14 protein-coding genes are annotated in these 16,858 nt (G+C 64.9%); 3 read left to right on the top strand and 11 right to left on the bottom strand.

Annotated features, from left to right (window positions below; all coding sequences use genetic code 11):
* Positions 1-11: 11 nt before the first annotated feature.
* The 6 genes from ACNFG0_RS06520 to ACNFG0_RS06495 form a co-directional block, all read right to left on the bottom strand.
* On the bottom strand, positions 12-1,031 hold the full coding sequence (locus ACNFG0_RS06520) for a polysaccharide biosynthesis/export family protein (protein WP_416764313.1): 1,020 nt from the start codon (positions 1,029-1,031) through the stop codon (positions 12-14).
* Between the two features lie 22 nt (positions 1,032-1,053).
* Positions 1,054-1,701 (bottom strand): CpsD/CapB family tyrosine-protein kinase, encoded by a 648-nt coding sequence (locus ACNFG0_RS06515; protein ID WP_196145228.1) that lies wholly within the window; start codon positions 1,699-1,701, stop codon positions 1,054-1,056.
* A gap of 1 nt (position 1,702) precedes the next feature.
* Positions 1,703-2,449 (bottom strand): sugar transferase, encoded by a 747-nt coding sequence (locus tag ACNFG0_RS06510; protein ID WP_196145229.1) that lies wholly within the window; start codon positions 2,447-2,449, stop codon positions 1,703-1,705.
* On the bottom strand, positions 2,446-3,483 hold the full coding sequence (locus ACNFG0_RS06505; RefSeq protein ID WP_416764312.1) for an NAD-dependent epimerase: 1,038 nt from the start codon (positions 3,481-3,483) through the stop codon (positions 2,446-2,448). Before ACNFG0_RS06505 ends, ACNFG0_RS06510 begins: the two co-directional genes overlap by 4 nt.
* Positions 3,480-4,832, bottom strand: coding sequence for a UDP-glucose dehydrogenase family protein (locus ACNFG0_RS06500; RefSeq protein ID WP_196145231.1), 1,353 nt, complete (start codon positions 4,830-4,832; stop codon positions 3,480-3,482). Before ACNFG0_RS06500 ends, ACNFG0_RS06505 begins: the two co-directional genes overlap by 4 nt.
* A gap of 316 nt (positions 4,833-5,148) precedes the next feature.
* Positions 5,149-6,126, bottom strand: coding sequence for a LysR substrate-binding domain-containing protein (locus tag ACNFG0_RS06495; RefSeq protein ID WP_196156378.1), 978 nt, complete (start codon positions 6,124-6,126; stop codon positions 5,149-5,151).
* A gap of 146 nt (positions 6,127-6,272) precedes the next feature.
* Here ACNFG0_RS06495 and ACNFG0_RS06490 point away from each other — a divergent pair, with 146 nt between their 5' ends.
* Entirely contained in the window at positions 6,273-7,649 is a 1,377-nt protein-coding gene (locus ACNFG0_RS06490; RefSeq protein ID WP_416764311.1) for an L-serine ammonia-lyase, read from the top strand.
* Positions 7,650-7,733: 84 nt separating this feature from the next.
* On the top strand, positions 7,734-9,041 hold the full coding sequence (locus ACNFG0_RS06485) for a serine/threonine transporter (protein ID WP_196156376.1): 1,308 nt from the start codon (positions 7,734-7,736) through the stop codon (positions 9,039-9,041).
* Between the two features lie 130 nt (positions 9,042-9,171).
* On the opposite strand, the gene ACNFG0_RS06480 is transcribed toward ACNFG0_RS06485, so the two are convergent.
* The 5 genes from ACNFG0_RS06480 to ACNFG0_RS06460 all read right to left on the bottom strand — a co-directional run bounded on the left by ACNFG0_RS06480 (position 9,172) and on the right by ACNFG0_RS06460 (position 15,770).
* Positions 9,172-10,827 carry an alkaline phosphatase D family protein gene (locus tag ACNFG0_RS06480; RefSeq protein WP_416764310.1) on the bottom strand — a complete coding sequence of 552 codons (1,656 nt, stop codon included), beginning with the start codon at positions 10,825-10,827 and terminating at the stop codon, positions 9,172-9,174.
* A gap of 295 nt (positions 10,828-11,122) precedes the next feature.
* A complete protein-coding gene (locus ACNFG0_RS06475) occupies positions 11,123-11,797 on the bottom strand; it encodes a DUF3313 domain-containing protein (RefSeq protein WP_196145236.1) in 675 nt (224 codons plus the stop codon).
* 98 nt (positions 11,798-11,895) lie between these two features.
* Positions 11,896-13,188 carry an NAD(P)/FAD-dependent oxidoreductase gene (locus ACNFG0_RS06470; protein WP_196145237.1) on the bottom strand — a complete coding sequence of 431 codons (1,293 nt, stop codon included), beginning with the start codon at positions 13,186-13,188 and terminating at the stop codon, positions 11,896-11,898.
* A 12-nt stretch (positions 13,189-13,200) separates the two neighbouring features.
* Positions 13,201-14,289: a polyamine ABC transporter substrate-binding protein gene (locus tag ACNFG0_RS06465; RefSeq protein ID WP_196145238.1), complete on the bottom strand. Its 1,089-nt coding sequence runs from the start codon at positions 14,287-14,289 to the stop codon at positions 13,201-13,203.
* Positions 14,290-14,411: 122 nt separating this feature from the next.
* The gene (locus ACNFG0_RS06460; protein ID WP_084858925.1) at positions 14,412-15,770 is read right to left on the bottom strand and encodes a glutamine synthetase family protein; all 1,359 of its coding nucleotides are present in this window, start codon (positions 15,768-15,770) and stop codon (positions 14,412-14,414) included.
* 151 nt (positions 15,771-15,921) lie between these two features.
* On the opposite strand from ACNFG0_RS06460, the gene ACNFG0_RS06455 reads away from it, so the two are divergent.
* Complete coding sequence (locus tag ACNFG0_RS06455) at positions 15,922-16,824, top strand: helix-turn-helix domain-containing protein (protein WP_196155621.1); 903 nt, start codon at positions 15,922-15,924, stop codon at positions 16,822-16,824.
* Positions 16,825-16,858: the final 34 nt, after the last annotated feature.

Here is a 16,858-nt window from a genome sequence, read left to right as displayed (position 1 = left end):
TCGTTCCCCGGTCAGTTGTCGTTGTTCTTGTTGTCGACGCGGTAGCTGAAGCTAAAGCCGAAGCCCTGGAACAGCACCACGTCGGCCAGTTGCCGGGACAGCTCGGCGGCACTGGCCAGAGACGTCTTGGGCACGTAGAGCATGTCTTCGGGCTGCAGGTAGGCCAGCTTCTGGCTGCCGCCGGACAAGGCTTCGTCGACGTCGTAGTTCACCGCGTGGACCATGTTGCCTTCGCGGCGCATGATCACCACCGAGCCGAGCTTGGCCTTGAGGGTCGGGCCGCGCGCCAGGGTCAGCGCCTCGAGCACCGAGACCGGGCGGCGGATGGCGAAGGCGCCAGGCTGGCCCACTTCGCCGAGGACGTAGATCTCGTTGGCGGCGGTGGACTTGAGCAGCACGTCCACGGTCATCCGGCCGGGCAGGCTGGCGTAGCGCTCGTTGAGGTAGTCGCGCAACTGGTTGACGGTCATGCCTTGCAGCGGCACCGAACCGATTTCCGGGAAGGTGGCGCGGCCATCGTTGCCCACGGTGATGTCGCGGCTCATGCCCGTGGTGGGGTGCACCAGGGTGTCGCGCAGGGCCGTTTCGCTGGTCATCGGGCTCAGTACCCGAACACTGACCTGGTCACGGTTGGGCTTGAACACACGCTTGTCGTTGTAGGCCTGGCGTATGGTGCTCTCGGCCTCTGCGGTGGTCATACCCTCCACGCGCACCGTGGAGTTGGTGCTGGGCAAGGTGATGGTGCCATCCGGCTGCACCAGCTGGCTGCCGTTCAGGCCGCTGGCGGCCATGAAGGATAGGTCCAGGGTGTCGCCGGACTGGATGCGGTAGACACCGGCCGAGCGGTTGCTGACGTGGAAGATCACTTCCAGCACATCCTGCGGGCGCAGCACCTGCTCGCGCCTGGCCACTTCGGTGGCCTGGCTCTCGGCGGGCGAAGCGGTGAGGATCTGTACCGGCATCTCGCGGTTCTGCTGGCTGGCGCAGCCGGCGAGGGCCAGCAGGCACAGGGCTATCGATGGGTATCTCATGGCGTTCATCCTGTGCGGCCTCTCAGAGGTTGTCGTACAGCCACTTGGGCATGTAGTACTTGCGCTTGTTGAACACGCTGCCGATCAGCCGTGCGCCAGCCTGGGACAGGCGCTGGGCCGCGGCCTGGGCCACTTCCCAGCGGGTCTGCTCGCCGCATACCACCAGGATCACGCCATCGACCAGGGGCGCGATCACCAGGCTGTCGGCGCTGGCGTAGATCGCCTCGCCGTCGATCACCACGAAGCGGTACTGCACGCCCAGGTGGCGCAGCAGCATGCGCAGGCGCTCGGGGTCCAGGTGCTCGCGCTCACGCTTCCAAGTGCCACCGGGCAGCAGGTCGAACGGTTGTTCAGCAAGGCGTACGATGCAGTCCTGGGCCAGCGGCGGGGTATCGTGGTCGAACAGCAGGTCGGTGTAGCCGCGTAACTTGCCCAGGCCCAGTTGCTGGCTCAGGCTGTTGGCGCCGCTGCTGCTGTCGATCAGCAACACGCTGCCGGCGCTCATCATCGCCAGCTGGCTGGCGAAGGCCAGGGCGCTGGTGCTGGTGCCGGTTCCGGTATTGGCCGCGGTCAGCAGCAAGGTGCGCTGCTCGAGGTCGAGTACGGTGGCGGTCAGGTTGGTTTCGCTCGGAGGGGCGACACTCAGGCTTCTTGAAGTAGAACCGTCCATCTCAACTTGCTCCGTGGCCAGTGAAGACTTTGAACGGAGTCTTGAGCAGGATTTTCAGGTCCAGCATCAGGCTCTGTTCGTTGATGTAGCTCAGGTCCAGCTGTACGCGTTGGTCGAAATCGATGTCACTGCGCCCGGAGATCTGCCAGAGGCCGGTCATGCCCGGGTAGATGCACAGCCGCACCAGGTGGCTGTCCTTGTAGCGGTAGGCGTTGAAGGACGTGGGGCGTGGGCCGACCAGGCGCATATCGCCGGTGACCACGTTGATCAGGTTGGGCAGCTCGTCCAGGCTGCTGCGCCGCAGCCAACGGCCCACCGGGGTGATGCGCGGGTCGTTGTCGATCTTGAAGTCGATGGCATCGGCGCCGTGCTTGTTCAGGTGGCGCACCGACTCCTTGAGGGACTCGGCGTTGGCGACCATGGTGCGAAACTTGAACATGCCGAACAGGCGGCCACGGTAGCCGGTGCGCGTCTGCACGAAGAACACCGGGCCTGGATCCGAGCGCTTGATCAGCACGGCGAGTACCAGGAACAACGGCGACAGCACCAGCAGCAGGCCCAGCGCCGCCAGGCAGGACAACACCCGGTTGGTGCGCGAGAGCGACCAGGGCCGCCCGCCGGCCCGCCCGCTGATCCAGCCGCGACCCTGGATATGGATGGCCGCGTCGATGCGCTGCCGGTGGCTGGGGTCCATACGCTTGTCCTGGTACAGCGCCTGGGCTTGCGCACTTTGAGGTTGTCCTGTCATACCGCCCTCCGTTGATCCGCCTGCCCGCGAGGGCAGTACCCTTGAAACCAGGCGACGAAACGCTTGAGCCCCTCGTCCAGGGAAACCTGCGGCGTGAACCCGGTCACCTCGGCCAAGGCGCTGGCGTCGGCGCAGGTGCTCAGGACATCGCCCGGCTGCAGCCCGAGCAGTTCCACCTGGGCGCTGCGCTGCAGGTGCTGCTCCAACAGGGCGAGGTAGTCGCGCAGGGCCACGGGGCGCTGGCCGCCGATGTTGAACAGCCGCCAGGGGGCGCTGCTGCTGGCCGGGTCCGGGTCGTGGGCGGACCAGCTCGGATCGCCCTTGGGCGCCAGCGGGGCCAGGCGCACCAGGCTCTCGACGATATCGTCGATGTAGGTGAAGTCACGTTGGTGGTTGCCGTGGTTGAACAGCTGGATCGGCCGGCCGTCGATAATCGCCTGGGCGAACTGCATCGGCGACATGTCCGGGCGCCCCCAGGGGCCGTAGACCGTGAAGAAGCGCAGGCCGCTGCAAGGAATGCTGTACAGGTGGCTGTAGCTGTGGGCCATGGCTTCGTTGGCTTTCTTGGTGGCGGCGTACAGCGACAGCGGGTGGTCGACGGCGTCCTGGACCCGATACGGGGTGCGCTGGTTGGCGCCGTACACCGAGCTGGACGAGGCGTACAGCAGGTGCTCGACCGGGTGCTGGCGGCACCCTTCGAGCACGTTGAGAAAGCCCACAAGGTTGCTCGCCACGTAGGCTTGTGGGTTGTGCAGCGAGTAGCGAACGCCGGCTTGGGCGGCCAGGTGGATCACCACTTGTGGGCGCAACGTGGCGAACAAGCGGGCCATAGCGCCCTGGTCGCACAGGTCCAGGCAGTGCAGCTCGAAGTCGCCGGTCTGTTCGCGCACCCACTGCACCCGGGCGTGCTTGAGCGCCGGGTCGTAGTAGTCGTTGAAATTGTCCAGGCCCTGCACCTGGTGGCCATCGCGCAGCAGGCGCAGGCAGGTGTGGGCGCCGATGAAGCCGGCAGCGCCGGTGACCAGGATTTTCATTGGCCGATCACCCGCGCGGCCACATGGCGCAGACCGATGCCGCAGTAATGCAGGCCATGGGCTGCAACGTGTTCGGGGTTGTACAGGTTGCGCCCGTCGACGATTACCCGCGCCCGCAGCTTGCTGGCCAGCAGGGTGAAGTCGACCACGCGGAAGTTCTTCCATTCGGTGCAGATCACCAGGGCATCGGCGTCCTGCAGGGTATCGTCACGGGTGGCGCACAGCTGCAGGTCGTCGCGGTAGCCATAGAGCCGCCGGCATTCGTCCATGGCTTCCGGGTCGTAGGCACGCACGGTGGCGCCTTCGGCCCACAGCGCTTCCATCAGGTAGCGGCTGGGTGCCTCGCGCATGTCGTCGGTATTGGGCTTGAAGGCCAGCCCCCACAAGGCGACCGAAAGGCCGGCCAGGCTGCCGCCCAGGTGCTGCTTGAGCTTGGCGAAGAGGATCCGCCGTTGCCGGTCGTTGACGTCGTTGACGCTCTGTAGCAGGCGCAGGGGCATGCCGCTGCGCTCGGCGGTGCGCAGCAGGGCCTGGATATCCTTTGGGAAGCACGAGCCGCCAAAGCCGCAGCCGGGGTAGATGAAGTGATAGCCGATACGTGGGTCCGAGCCGATGCCCTTGCGCACCGCCTCGATGTCGGCGCCCAGGTGCTCGCTGAGGTTGGCCAGCTCGTTCATGAAGCTGATGCGCGTGGCGAGCATGGCGTTGGCGGCGTATTTGGTCAGCTCGGCGCTGCGGTTGTCCATGAACATCAGCTTTTCGCGGTTGCGGCAGAAGGGCGCGTAGAGCTCGGTCAACTGTTCACGGGCCAGCTCGTCATGGGTGCCGACGATGATCCGGTCGGGGCGCATGCAGTCGGCCAGGGCGCTGCCTTCCTTGAGGAACTCGGGGTTGGAAACTACGCGTACCTGCAGCCGCTCCTTACCCAGGCGCTTGAGCTCGTCGCTGGCCAGCGCCAGCACTTGGTCGGCGGTGCCCACTGGCACGGTGGACTTGACGACCAGGGTACGGTCACTGTCCATCAGCTCGACAACCTGGCGGGTGACCTCCAGCACATGGGAGAGGTCGGCCGAACCGTCCTCGTCGGGCGGGGTGCCGACAGCGATGAAAATCAGCTCGGCATGGGTGACCGCATCGCTGGCCTGGGTGCTGAACAGCAGGCGGCCATCGCGGATGTTGTCTTCCAACAGGTCCGAAAGCCCTGGCTCGCTGATCGGCGGCACGCCCTGACGCAACTGGTTGATCTTGTGGGTATCGACGTCCACACACAGGACACGGTGCCCCATGTCGGCCATCGCCGCCGCTTGTACCAGTCCGACATAGCCAGTGCCAAACACGCTCACATCCATGCCCAGTGCCTCGATGACAGTAAGGGAGTAGAAACATTGCGTGACTTTGGTATAGCTCAGCTACCTGGATTTGCGTCAAACCTATGGCGTATTTCGTTTAACTTACAGGCGCTGATCAGTATGCCTGTTGGCAAGTAACCCTTTTCAAGTCCATGGGTTAGCTTTGAAAGCTAGTGGCGTTTAGCCGGTCGGCGAACCGATGAGCGGTACAGGCCTCTAAAACAGTGGCTTGCAGGTGATAGAGGCGCTTGCGGGGAGGGGAAAAAGCTGCCGGTTTTTGGCTTGGTCTAAGCGTCGGGAAATTGACTTTTCCGTTCTAGGCAGGCCGGGGTGGGGTTTCAGGCGGGTTGGTTTCCCGCAGTTCCAGCGGGTGCAAAGCCCGAAACGCCTGCGCTTCTTCCACCAGCCAATCATGCACCGCGCGGGCCCCCGGCTGGCTCAGGCCTCCGGGTGGGTAATGCAGCATGTAGCGCTTGTGGTTGGCGATCGGTACGCCGAACGGCACGATCAACGTGCCACGTTCCAGCTCGTCGTTGAGCAGGGTGCGGCGGGCGATCGCCACGCCCACGCCGGCGATGGCCGCCTCGATGGTCAGGTGGTTGCGGTTGAAGGTATGACCGCGACGCACGTCCAGGCTGCCGGCACCGATGCCTTCGAGGTAGAACTCCCACTCGGCATATTCCGAGCTGCCACGCCAGGCGGTGATGTCGTGCAGCAGCGGGTAATGCACCAGGTCGGCCGGGCCGTGCAGGGGCGGGCGACCGCGCAGCAACGCCGGCGAGCACACCGGGAACACCTGCTCGTCCAGCAGCGGCGTGGAGAGCATGCCGGGGTAGCTGCCGTCGTTGAGGTCGATGGCGAGATCGAAGTCGTCCGGGTGCAGGGCTTGGTTGCTGTCCTCGGCCACCAGGCGCAGCTCGATGTCCGGGTAGCGTTGCTGGAAGCGTGGTAGCCGCGGGGTCAGCCATTTGGCCAGGAACGAGGGAATCGAACGCAGGCGCAGGGTGCCTCGGATCTCGCCAGCGTCCAGGCGCAGCAGTTCGGCCTCGATACTGCCATAGGCCTCGGCCACGGTCTGCGCCAGGCGTTGGCCCTCGGCGCTCAGTTCCACCCCGCGGGCCCGACGCAGGAACAGGCGATAGCCCAGGCGTTCTTCGAGCTGACGCATCTGCTGACTGACTGCGCCCGGGGTGATGTGCAGCTCCTCGGCGCAGCGGGTGAACGACAGGTGCCGCGCCGCGCAGGAAAACACGTTGAGCCAGACGAACATCTGGCCATTGAGTTGTCGCCTCATGGTTTAGTACCGCTAAAGTCTTGCTTAGAAATTTTCGTTGGTCATCGCCAATGATGCGCGGCAGTATCGCGCAACTTCGCAATAGCGTTCAATTTTTCCGGAGGAGCGGGCAGCGGCCACACAAGCTGCCGAGCTCAGGCATTAGCATGGCTATCAGTGTTTTCGACCTTTTCAAAATCGGCATCGGCCCGTCCAGTTCCCACACCGTAGGCCCGATGCGCGCCGCGGCGACCTTCGCCCAGGCCCTGCGCGAGCGTGGCCTGTTGGCGCGGGTGGCCCGAGTCCAGGTACGCCTGTACGGCTCGCTCTCGGCCACCGGCGTAGGCCATGCCACTGACCGCGCTTGCCTGCTGGGCCTGATGGGCCAGTGGCCCGACCGCATCGACCCGCACAGCATCGAGCCGCGTATCGCCCAGCTGATGCAGGAGCGGCGCCTGCTGCTCGACGGCAGCCACCCGCTGGCCTTCGAGTATGCCCGTGACATGTTGCTGCTCGACGAGAGCCTGCCGTATCACCCCAATGCCATGACCCTGGACGCACTGGACGAGCAGGGCAGCCTGTTCAGCCAGACCTACTACTCCATCGGCGGCGGCTTCATCGTCGAGCAGGACGAGATCGATGCGCCGAAGGCCGATGCCGGCCAGGTCAGCCTGCCCTATGAGTTCGACAGCGGCGCCGAGCTGCTGGCCTTGTGCAAGGCCCACCAGCTGAGCGTCAGCCAACTGATGATGGCCAACGAGTGCGCCTGGCGGCCCGAGGCCGAGGTGCGCGAAGGTCTGCTGAAAATCTGGGGCGCCATGAAGGAGTGCGTCGACAATGGTCTGCGCAACGAGGGCATCCTGCCGGGCGGCCTGCAGGTCAAGCGCCGCGCGGCCAAGCTGCACCGCAGCCTGCAGGAGCTGGGCAAGCCGAACGTGATCGGCTCGACCTTGAGCGCCATGGAGTGGGTCAACTTGTTCGCCCTGGCGGTCAACGAAGAGAACGCCGCCGGCGGGCGCATGGTCACCGCGCCCACCAACGGTGCGGCGGGGATCATCCCGGCGGTGCTGCACTACTACATGAAATTCAACGCCAGCGCCTGTGATGACGATGTGGTCGCCTTCCTGCTGGCCGCAGCAGCGGTGGGCATCCTGTGCAAGAAGAACGCGTCCATTTCCGGCGCCGAGGTCGGCTGCCAGGGTGAGGTCGGCTCGGCCTGCTCGATGGCTGCGGCCGGCCTTGCCGAAGTGCTCGGCGCGACGCCGCCGCAACTGGAGAACGCGGCCGAGATCGCCCTGGAGCACAACCTGGGCCTGACCTGCGACCCGGTCGGTGGCCTGGTGCAGGTGCCCTGCATCGAGCGCAACGCCATTGCCGCGGTCAAGGCGATCAATGCCGTGCAGATGGCCCTGCGCGGCGATGGCGAGCATTTCATCTCCCTGGACCGGGTGATCCGCACCATGCGCGACACCGGTGCCGACATGCACGCGAACTACAAGGAAACCTCCCGCGGCGGCCTGGCCGTGGCCTTCGTGGAGTGCTGAGCCGCTTCCCTAAAGGGGCGCTGCTTCATCGAAATTGCAACACCCGCTGTACCGAGCGACAAAAACAACTACAAGGCGATACCCATGACTGATGTACAAAATACCACGAGCATTCGTGCGGATTCGGCCGCCCCGGTTTCGACCGAGGGCACGACCAGCTGGAACCGACACGACACCACCTGGGCCCTGGGCCTGTACGGCACGGCAATCGGCGCCGGGACCTTGTTCCTGCCGATCAATGCCGGTGTGGGGGGCTTCTGGCCCTTGTTGATCCTGGCCGCGCTAGCCTTCCCCATGACCTTCTACGCACACCGGGCGCTGACCCGCTTCGTGCTGTCCGGCCGCAAGGGCGGCAGCGAGGACATCACCGAAGTGGTGGAAGAGCATTTCGGCACCGGTGCCGGCAAGCTCATCACCTTGCTGTATTTCTTCGCCATCTTCCCGATCCTGCTGGTCTACAGCGTGGCCCTGACCAACACCCTCACCAGCTTCCTCGAACACCAGTTGCAGGTGGCCGCTCCGCCACGGGCACTATTGTCGCTGTTGCTGATTCTGGGCTTGATGGTCGTGGTGCGCTGCGGTCAGCAGATCATCGTCAAGGCCATGAGCGTACTGGTGTATCCGTTCGTCGCCTCCTTGCTGCTGCTTGCCTTGAGCCTGATCCCCAACTGGAACGGCGCCTTCTTCGCCCAGGCCAGCGAAGGGCTGGACGCATCGAAACTGCTGCTGACCCTGTGGCTGGCGATACCGGTGATGGTATTCTCGTTCAACCACTCGCCGATCATCTCGGCCTTCGCCGTGGACCAGAAGCACCGCTACGGTGCCGACGCCGACCGCAAGAGCGGCCGCACTCTGGCCACCGCCCACGTGATGATGGTGGTGACGGTGATGTTCTTCTGCTTCAGCTGCGTGCTGGCCTTGAGCCCGGGTGACCTGGCGGCGGCCAAGGCGCAGAACATCTCGATCCTGTCGTACCTGGCCAACCACTTCCAGACCCCAGTGATCGCCTTCGTCGCTCCGCTGATTGCTCTGGTGGCGATCACCAAGTCGTTCCTGGGCCATTACATCGGCGCCAGCGAAGGCTTCCAGGGCATGATCATCAAGAGCCTGCGCGGGCGCGGCAAGGCCTGGCCGGCCAAGCGCCTGGAGCGTGTGACCGCGGCGTTCATGGTGCTGGCCTGCTGGTTAGTCGCGACGCTCAACCCGAGCATCCTTGGCTTGATCGAGAGCTTGGGCGGGCCGGTGATCGCCTGCCTGCTGTTCCTGATGCCGATGTATGCCGTGCGCAAGGTGCCGAGCCTGCGCCAATACTCGGGCAGGCTGTCGAACGTATTCGTGGTGCTGGTGGGGCTGATCACCTTGTCGGCGATCGTCTATACCTTCGTGGCTTGAGTTGGCGGGGGCTGCTTCGCAGCCCCATCGCGGTGCAAGCCCGTTCCCACAGGTGAAGCGTAAGCTCAAGCAGCGCGCGATCCCTGTGGGGGTCCCCCGGCCCTTCGGGCTGCGCTGTCGCGCGCCCGGCTCACTTGAGCAGCACACGCCGCTTGGTCAGCTCGCCATCGTCGCCACCCGGCCAGTGCAGCTCCACCAATACCTCCGTGTGGGTGCCATCGAGCGAATGGCGAACCTGGAGCATGGCGAAGTTCTTCGAACCGGCCATGGCGTACCAGCGCTCGCAGACGATGTCGTTGATCCCCGGCATGCTGCCGCCGGCGCTGATCGCCAGCTTCAGCACGCCCGGTGCCGGCATCCGGGAAATGGCGCTGGAGGTGACCTGGAACACCTTGGCGGTCGGGTAGCGCTTGTGCAGCAGGCGGAACACCGCGGCGCAATGCACGTCGCCACTTAGGAACACCACCGGCTTGCCGCTGCTGCCCAGGGTCGCGAACACCTGGTCGAGCAGGTGCTTGCGCTCGGCCTGGTTGGTCTTGTGGTCCCATTCGTCCATGCAGTCGTCCTTGAACGAGCCGATGTCGGCGTAGTTGGTCACGGCATTGCGCCAGTGCATGACCGGTACCGGCGACACTACGAACACCGCATCGGCAGCCTCGACCGCCGGGCTCTTCAGCCAGGTGGCGAAACGCTTCATCTGCGCGCTGCCCAGCAGCTTGTACGGGTCGTCTGCTTCGACGTCGTGATGGCCGCGCATGTCCAGCACGTAGAAGGCCGAGCGCCCCTGCTCGAAGGCATAGTCCCACTGGCAGGCGTCGGGGTCGTTGAGGTCGATCGGCGTGGGTGGGTTGTGGCTGTGCTGGTACTCGTAGTACACCCGGCAGGCGGCACGCCACATCAGGTCGACCAGCATTTGGTTGGTCGTGGTGTTGTTGCTGCTCTCGAACAGCAGCGAGATGCGCTTGCGCCGCTCGGCGTTGGTCAACGAGCCCCAGCCGTCCATGATCTCGTGGTCGTCCCAGATCATGTACTGGGGCAGGCGCTCGTAGATTTCCCGCTGGCTGGGCACGTTCCAGTAAACCCGGTAGAACCAGCGGTAGAGATTGCACAGGTAGCGCTCGATACCGGGCTTGTCGTAGCCCTTGCCTTTTTTGTAGGCCTGCAGCAGTTCGTCCTTGTTGTCCTTGAGCCATTCCCAGATGTCCAGGAAGCCGTTTTTTTTGTTTGTGTCCACGTACACCTGGTCGCCACCGCCGATGACGAAGGTAGCGCGCTGGTCGGCCAGTTGCTGGTGCATCAAGGGCCAGGCCCCGGCGCTGCCGTCGGCGCTGACCGGGTCATGGCAACTGTAGAAACCGAAGGTGAGGGTGTTGGGCGCAAGCGGCGGAGTGACGAAGAAGCGCGGGCGGTCGCCGCCGATCTCGGTGCGCCGACCCACCTTGGTGGGGTCGCGTTCATCGCTGATCAAGGCGTAGTAGTAGGTGGTGCCAGGCTTCAGCCCGTCGACATCGAACACCCCGGTCACGTCCGTCTCGAAGCCCAGCGTCTGTGCCTTCAGGTATACGGTCTTGATGCCCTGATCCTTGAGGTACTGGGCCACCGGCAGGTCGCCCAAGCGAACCAGATCGCCACGCAGGGGCTGGGCGCTCACCGCCAGGTACCAGGTACCGGGGCGATACAAGCGTACCCACAGACGCGTGCTGGTCGGCGTTGTAGCACCGATCAGGGCTGCGCTGGAGAGTTTGGAATACTTGCTTTCGTTGGAGGTGGGGTCAAGCAGTGGCATGAGGCTCGTCCTGAGTGCGGATCACGGTGATACCGGCCATTAAAGACCGGGTTTCACCTATTGCCAGTCAGTCAAGCCTTATCGGCTGCACTTGGGGGCTGCTAGGCAGCCCATCGCCGGCAAGCCGGCCCACACTTGCGGGCAGCACTGTCCCTGTGGGAGCCGGCTTGCCGGCGATGGCCGTGCAGCGCCCCGCGTCCTTAACTGACAGGCATTAGGGTTTGGTCCGCGACGATGCCCGTCGCGGGACAAGTCGGCCCGCCGCTAAGGTGCTCCATGCCAGGGACGCGGTGCCTCAACGGGCCTTGTCGCGCAGGGCGACGAAGCTGCGGCGCATGTCGCTCGCCCAGCCGTCAAGCACGGGTTTGACGTCCTCGAGGGTGAGTTTCTGGGTGTCGTTTTCCAGTTCCGTGCCACTGCCCTTGCGTACCACCTGGGCCAGTACCTGCTGGCTGGCGCCATCGAGGAAGGCCGCTTCCACGGCGATCTTCACATCCTGGTCGCGGCCACCGGCGGCCGTATTGACCGCTGCGGCCACCAGGGCGATGGGGATCACCTCGTAGGGCTTCAAGCCCTCCGTGCTGGTGGACACCGCCGTGATCGCCGGACGCACCACGATGGTGTTGGGCCCCGGGGCCTTGGCCAGGGTCAGCACGCTGCCCATCTCGCGGCGCATCGCTTCGTTGAAGTAGCGGTTGATCTGGCCCAGGGTCTGGGCCGAGATCACTGCGGTCGGTTGCGGCTTGGGGTAGAACTGGCTGGGTTCGATGAACACATGGGTGTATTGGCTGGCCTTGACGTTCGGGTCGATCCAGCGCATCACCGGCACGCCGGAGGCACTTTCCGCCGGCTGTAGGCGGCTGTAGTCCTTGAGGAACCCGGAATAGTCGCTGGGGTCGACGCGGTTGCTGGAGCAGGCGGCGACCAGCAGAGCGGCGCACAACAGGGTGACGCGAGGCAGGGCTTTCATGTATTCGGCATCCTTGAGAGAGCGGCCAGAACAACGCTAGCAGGTCATTGTGAGTTGGCCAGTGGCCATGCCGTTGCGCTCACGAACGGGCGCCGACATCAGCCCAACACCTCCCGCAGCCGATACCACAGCATCCCCAGTGCCAGCAGCGGCGAGCGCAGGGCCTTGCCGCCGGGGAAGGTCAGGTGCGGCACGGCGCTGAACACATCCAGCCCCTGGCTATGGCCCGCGGCGATGGACTCGGCAAGCAATCGGGCGGTCCAGTGGGTGACGTTCAGGCCGTGGCCGGAATAGCCCTGGGCGTAATGGACATTGGGGTGCTGGCTCAGTCGGCCGACCTGGGGGAAGCGGTTGGCGGTGATGCCGATCATCCCGCCCCACTGGTAGTCGATGCGCACATCGCCCAACTGCGGAAACACCTTGAGCACCTTGGGTCGCATGTAGGCAGCGATGTCCTTCGGGTCGCGCCCGGAATAGTGGCAGGCGCCGCCGAACAGCAGACGGCGGTCGGCGGTCAGGCGGTAGTAGTCAAGGCCCACTTTCTGATCGCACAGGGCCATGTTCTGCGGGATCAAGGCACGGGCCAGGCGTTCTGGCAACGGCTCGGTGGCTACCACGTAGCTGCCGGCGGGCAGCACCTTGCCGCTCAGGCGCGGCTCCAGCTCGTCCAGGTGGGCATTGCAGCCCAGTACCAGGCTCTGGGCCCGGACCTTGCCGCGGGCACAGTGCAGGGTCACGGTAGGGCCATGTTCGATGCGCTGAACCGGGCTCTGCTCGAAGATCCGCACCCCCAGCTGCGCTGCGGCGCGGGCCTCGCCCTGCACCAGGTCCAGCGGGTGCAGGTGGCCTGAGCCCATGTCCACCAGGCCGCCCGCGTACTGGTCGCTGGCGACCACCTCCTGGATCCGCTCGGGGCCCACCAGGCGGGTTTCGTGGCGGTAGCCGAGCGCGGCCAGGTCGTCTTGTTCTTCCTTGAAGGCGGCGAACTGCGCCGGGGTGTTGGCCAGTTCGCAGAAGCCCCAGCGCAGGTCGCATTCGATGCCGTAGCGGGCGATGCGCTCAGCGACCAATTCGACCGAGTCGATGCCGGCCTGCTTAAGGTAGCGCACGCCGTCCTGGCCTACGTAGCGGGCAAAGCCGCTGACGTCGTGGCCGATGCCACGGATCAGTTGCCCACCGTTGCGCCCACTGGCGCCCCAGCCGATGCGCCGGGCCTCCAGCAGGATCACCGAGAGCCCGCGCTCGGCCAGCTCCAGAGCAGTGTTGACGCCCGTCAGGCCGCCACCGACCACGCAGACATCGGCGCGAAGCTCGCCCTCGAGCGCAGGGTAGGGCGCGCTGTGGCGCGCCGTGGCAGCGTAGTAGGACGCTGTGTGTTGGGTAGTGTGCATGACAGGCTCGGCTCAACGGTTGGACTTGATATCGCTCCAGGAGCGGGTCATCAGGCGCATGATCTTCGGGCTCTGGGTGGTGGATACATAGAGTTTGTCCAGCACCGCCTGGGGCGGGTAGACCTCAGGGTTGTTCACCAGCGCCGTGTCCATGAGCGCCTGGGCGTCGGGGTTGGCATTGGCGTAGCCCACGGTGGCACTGACCTTGGCGATCACCTGTGGGTCGAGCAGGTAGTTGATGAAGGCCAGGGCCTGTTCGGGGTTGGCTGCGTCCTTGGGGATCGCCAGCAGGTCGAACCACAGGTTGCTGCCTTCCTTGGGAATGCTGTAGGCGATCTTCACGCCGTTGCCGGCCTCCTCGGCGCGCTGGGCGGCCTGGAACACATCGCCGGAATAGCCGAAGGCCACGCAGATGTTGCCGTTGGCCAGGTCCGAGACGTACTTGGAGGAATGGAAGTAGGTCACGTAGGGGCGTACCGCCATCAGCTTGGCCTTGGCCTTGGCGTAATCGCCAGGGCTCTCGCTGCGCGGGTCCAGGCCCATGTAGTTGAGCACAGCCGGGAACAGCTCGTCGGGCGAGTCCATGAAGGCGACGCCGCACTGCTTGAGCTTTTCAAGGTTTTGCGGCTCGAACAGTACCGCCCAGGAGTCGATATGGTCGATGCCCAGTGCTGCCTTGACCTTGTCGACGTTGTAGCCGATGCCGTTGGTGCCCCACAGGTAGGGCACTGCATACTGGTTGCCGGGGTCGTTCTGCTCCAGTTGCTTGAGCAGTGCTGGGTCCAGGTGCTTCCAGTTCGGCAGCTTGTCGCGGTCAAGGGGCATGAAGGCGCCGGCCTTGGCCTGGCGGGCGAGGAAATGGTTGGAGGGCACCACCACGTCGTAGCCGGTACGCCCGGCGAGCAACTTGCCCTCCAGGGTTTCGTTGGAGTCGAATACGTCGTACACCACCTTGATGCCGGTGCTGGACTGGAAGTCGGCCAGGGTGGTGCTGCCTATGTAGTCGGTCCAGTTGTAGACCTTGACCTCGGGCTGGGCCTGGGCGGCCATGCCGAACGCCAGGGTGAGCGCGGCGGGGATCAGGGTTTGCAGATGACGCATGTCGACACCTCGTTTGGCTTTGTTGTTTACGGTGTTGGTTCGGGGCTGGCGGGCGAGGGCCCTGTGCAAGCAGGGGCCGCGTACTGACGCGGCTAGACCCGCTTGCACAGGTGCCCCGAAGGTCAGACGCTCAGCAGCAGGAATTCACGCTCCCACGAGCTGATCACGCGTTTGAAGTTCTCGTGCTCGGCGCGCTTGACCGCCACGTAGCCTTGGACGAACTGCCGGCCCAGGTACTGGTGCAGGATCTGGCAGTCTTCCATGTGCTGCAGCGCATCCTCGATGGTGATCGGCAGGCGCAGGTTGCGCCGCTCGTAGGCGCGGCCCTGTACCGGCGCGCTCGGTTCGATCCGCTCGACCATGCCCAGGTAGCCGCACAACAGGCTTGCGGCGATCGCCAGGTACGGGTTGGCGTCGGCGCCGGGCAGGCGGTTCTCCACGCGCATGGCCTCGGGGCTGGAGGTCGGCACGCGTAGGCCTGCGGTGCGGTTCTCCTCGCCCCACTCGACGTTCACCGGTGCCGAGGTGTCCGGCAGGAAGCGGCGGAACGAGTTGACGTTTGGCGCGAACATCGGCAACACCTTGGGGATGTACTTCTGCAGGCCGCCGATGTGGTATAGGAACAGCTCGCTCTTACTGCCGTCGTCGTTGGCGAAGATCGGCTTGCCGGTGGCAATGTCGACCACGCTCTGGTGCAGGTGCATGGCGCTGCCCGGTTCGTCGGTGATCGGCTTGGCCATGAAGGTGGCGGTGACGTTGTGCTTGAGCGCCGCCTCGCGCAGGGTGCGCTTGAACACGGTGATCTGGTCGGCCAGGTCCAGGGCGTCGCCGTGGCGGAAGTTGATCTCCATCTGCGCCGGGCCGTCTTCATGGATCAGCGTGTCCAGGTCCAGGCCCTGAAGTTCGCACCAGTCATAGACGTCTTCGAACAGCGGGTCGAATTCGTTGGCCGCATCGATGGAGAACGACTGCCGGCCGCTCTCGGCACGGCCCGAGCGCCCCAGCGGCACCTGCAGGGGCAGGTCCGGGTCTTCGCAGCGCTGGGTCAGGTAGAACTCCATCTCCGGCGCCACGATCGGCTGCCAGCCTTTGTCGGCGTACAGCTTCAGGACTTTCTTGAGCACGTTGCGCGGCGACAGCTCGATCGGGTTGCCGTGCTTGTCGAAGGTGTCGTGGATGACGATGGCGGTGGGCTCGATCGCCCAGGGAATCTGGTACACCGCGGCAGGGTCGGGGCGGCAGACCATGTCGATGTCGGCGGCATCGAGCAGGTCGTAGTAGATGTCGTCGTCTACGTAGTCGCCAGTGACTGTCTGCAGCAACACGCTTTCGGGTAGACGCATGCCACGCTCATGGAGGAACTTGGCGGTGGGAGCGATCTTGCCGCGGGCGATGCCGGTCAGGTCGCTGATCACGCATTCGACTTCGGTGATCCGGTGTTCTTTCAGCCAGGCGGACAGCTGATCGAAGGGGGCGTTCATACAGACCTCTTGGTTGGGTTTTATGGGCGAGTCCGCGTTGGAATCTTCCCAGGCGACGCGCTGAGGGCTATCTTGGTCGCAGCCCCCTGGGGCGATCTATCCACTTTCTTCGCGAACAAATGCACCAAAAGAGTGCATAAAGGACGAACGCGTGACAACGGCCAATGCCTTGCAGGTCCAGGCTTTCCATACCCATGATGTGACCGAACAGGTCCGCGCCACCCCGGGTTGGCAGCAGCAATACCGGCAGATGTCCCCCGGGCATTTCAACGGCCAGTTGCGTTGCCTGGGGCTCGATGGCGTGGAGGTCTACGAAGAGCGCCTGAACACGCGGGTCGAGCAGTTCTTCCGCGCGCCGAGCGGGTCGTTGGCGTTCTGCTTCGACCGCAGCGACAACAGCCTGTACCTGCTCAACGAAGACAGCCGCAACATCTGGATCACCCCGGAGAACTACCAGGAAGTGGCAGTGGTCTTCGACCAGGCTTTCATGGCGCGCCACGGGCTGAACCTGGAGCGGCTGGATGGGCTGTTCATGGTGCCCCTGGGCAGTGGGCAGAACGCCTTGTTCGGCAGCTGGCTGAGCGCGACCCTCACGCGCCTGGCCGATACCGGTTGCCCCATGGAGGGCAAGGCCCTGGCCGAACAGCTGCTGGAAGACTGCCTGTTCATCCTCGACAACGCCTGCCAGCGCCTGCAAGGCGATGCCCTGGGGCGACGTGACGAGGAGCGGGCAATCATGCGCCGGGTCAGCGAATGGGCGGCCGACTGCCCGGAAGAAACCCTCAACCTGATGGAACTGGCCGACGTGGCCGGGGTGTCGTTGCGTCAGTTGCAGCAGGCGTTCAAGGCCTTCACCGACATGCCGCCGGGGCAGTGGTTGCGGTTGCGCAGGCTCAACGGGGCTCGACGCGACCTGTTGCGCCATGGCGCCGGGGATGTGACCGTGGCCGAGGTGGCGATGCGCTGGTCGTTCTGGCACCTAGGGCGGTTTTCCGAAAGTTACCGGGAGTTGTTCAAGGAGTTGCCGAGCGAGACGCTCAAGCGTTCGCCGTAGCCGCTCCGCTGCCTATGAGATCGAGCGCCGCCCG

The sequence above is a fragment of the Pseudomonas sp. NY15372 genome, assembly GCF_048068215.1.
In the GTDB taxonomy this organism is placed as follows: domain Bacteria; phylum Pseudomonadota; class Gammaproteobacteria; order Pseudomonadales; family Pseudomonadaceae; genus Aquipseudomonas; species Aquipseudomonas guariconensis_A.
The sequence above is the reverse complement of the archived record's forward strand: the minus strand, read 5'-3'. Positions and strand labels throughout refer to the sequence as shown.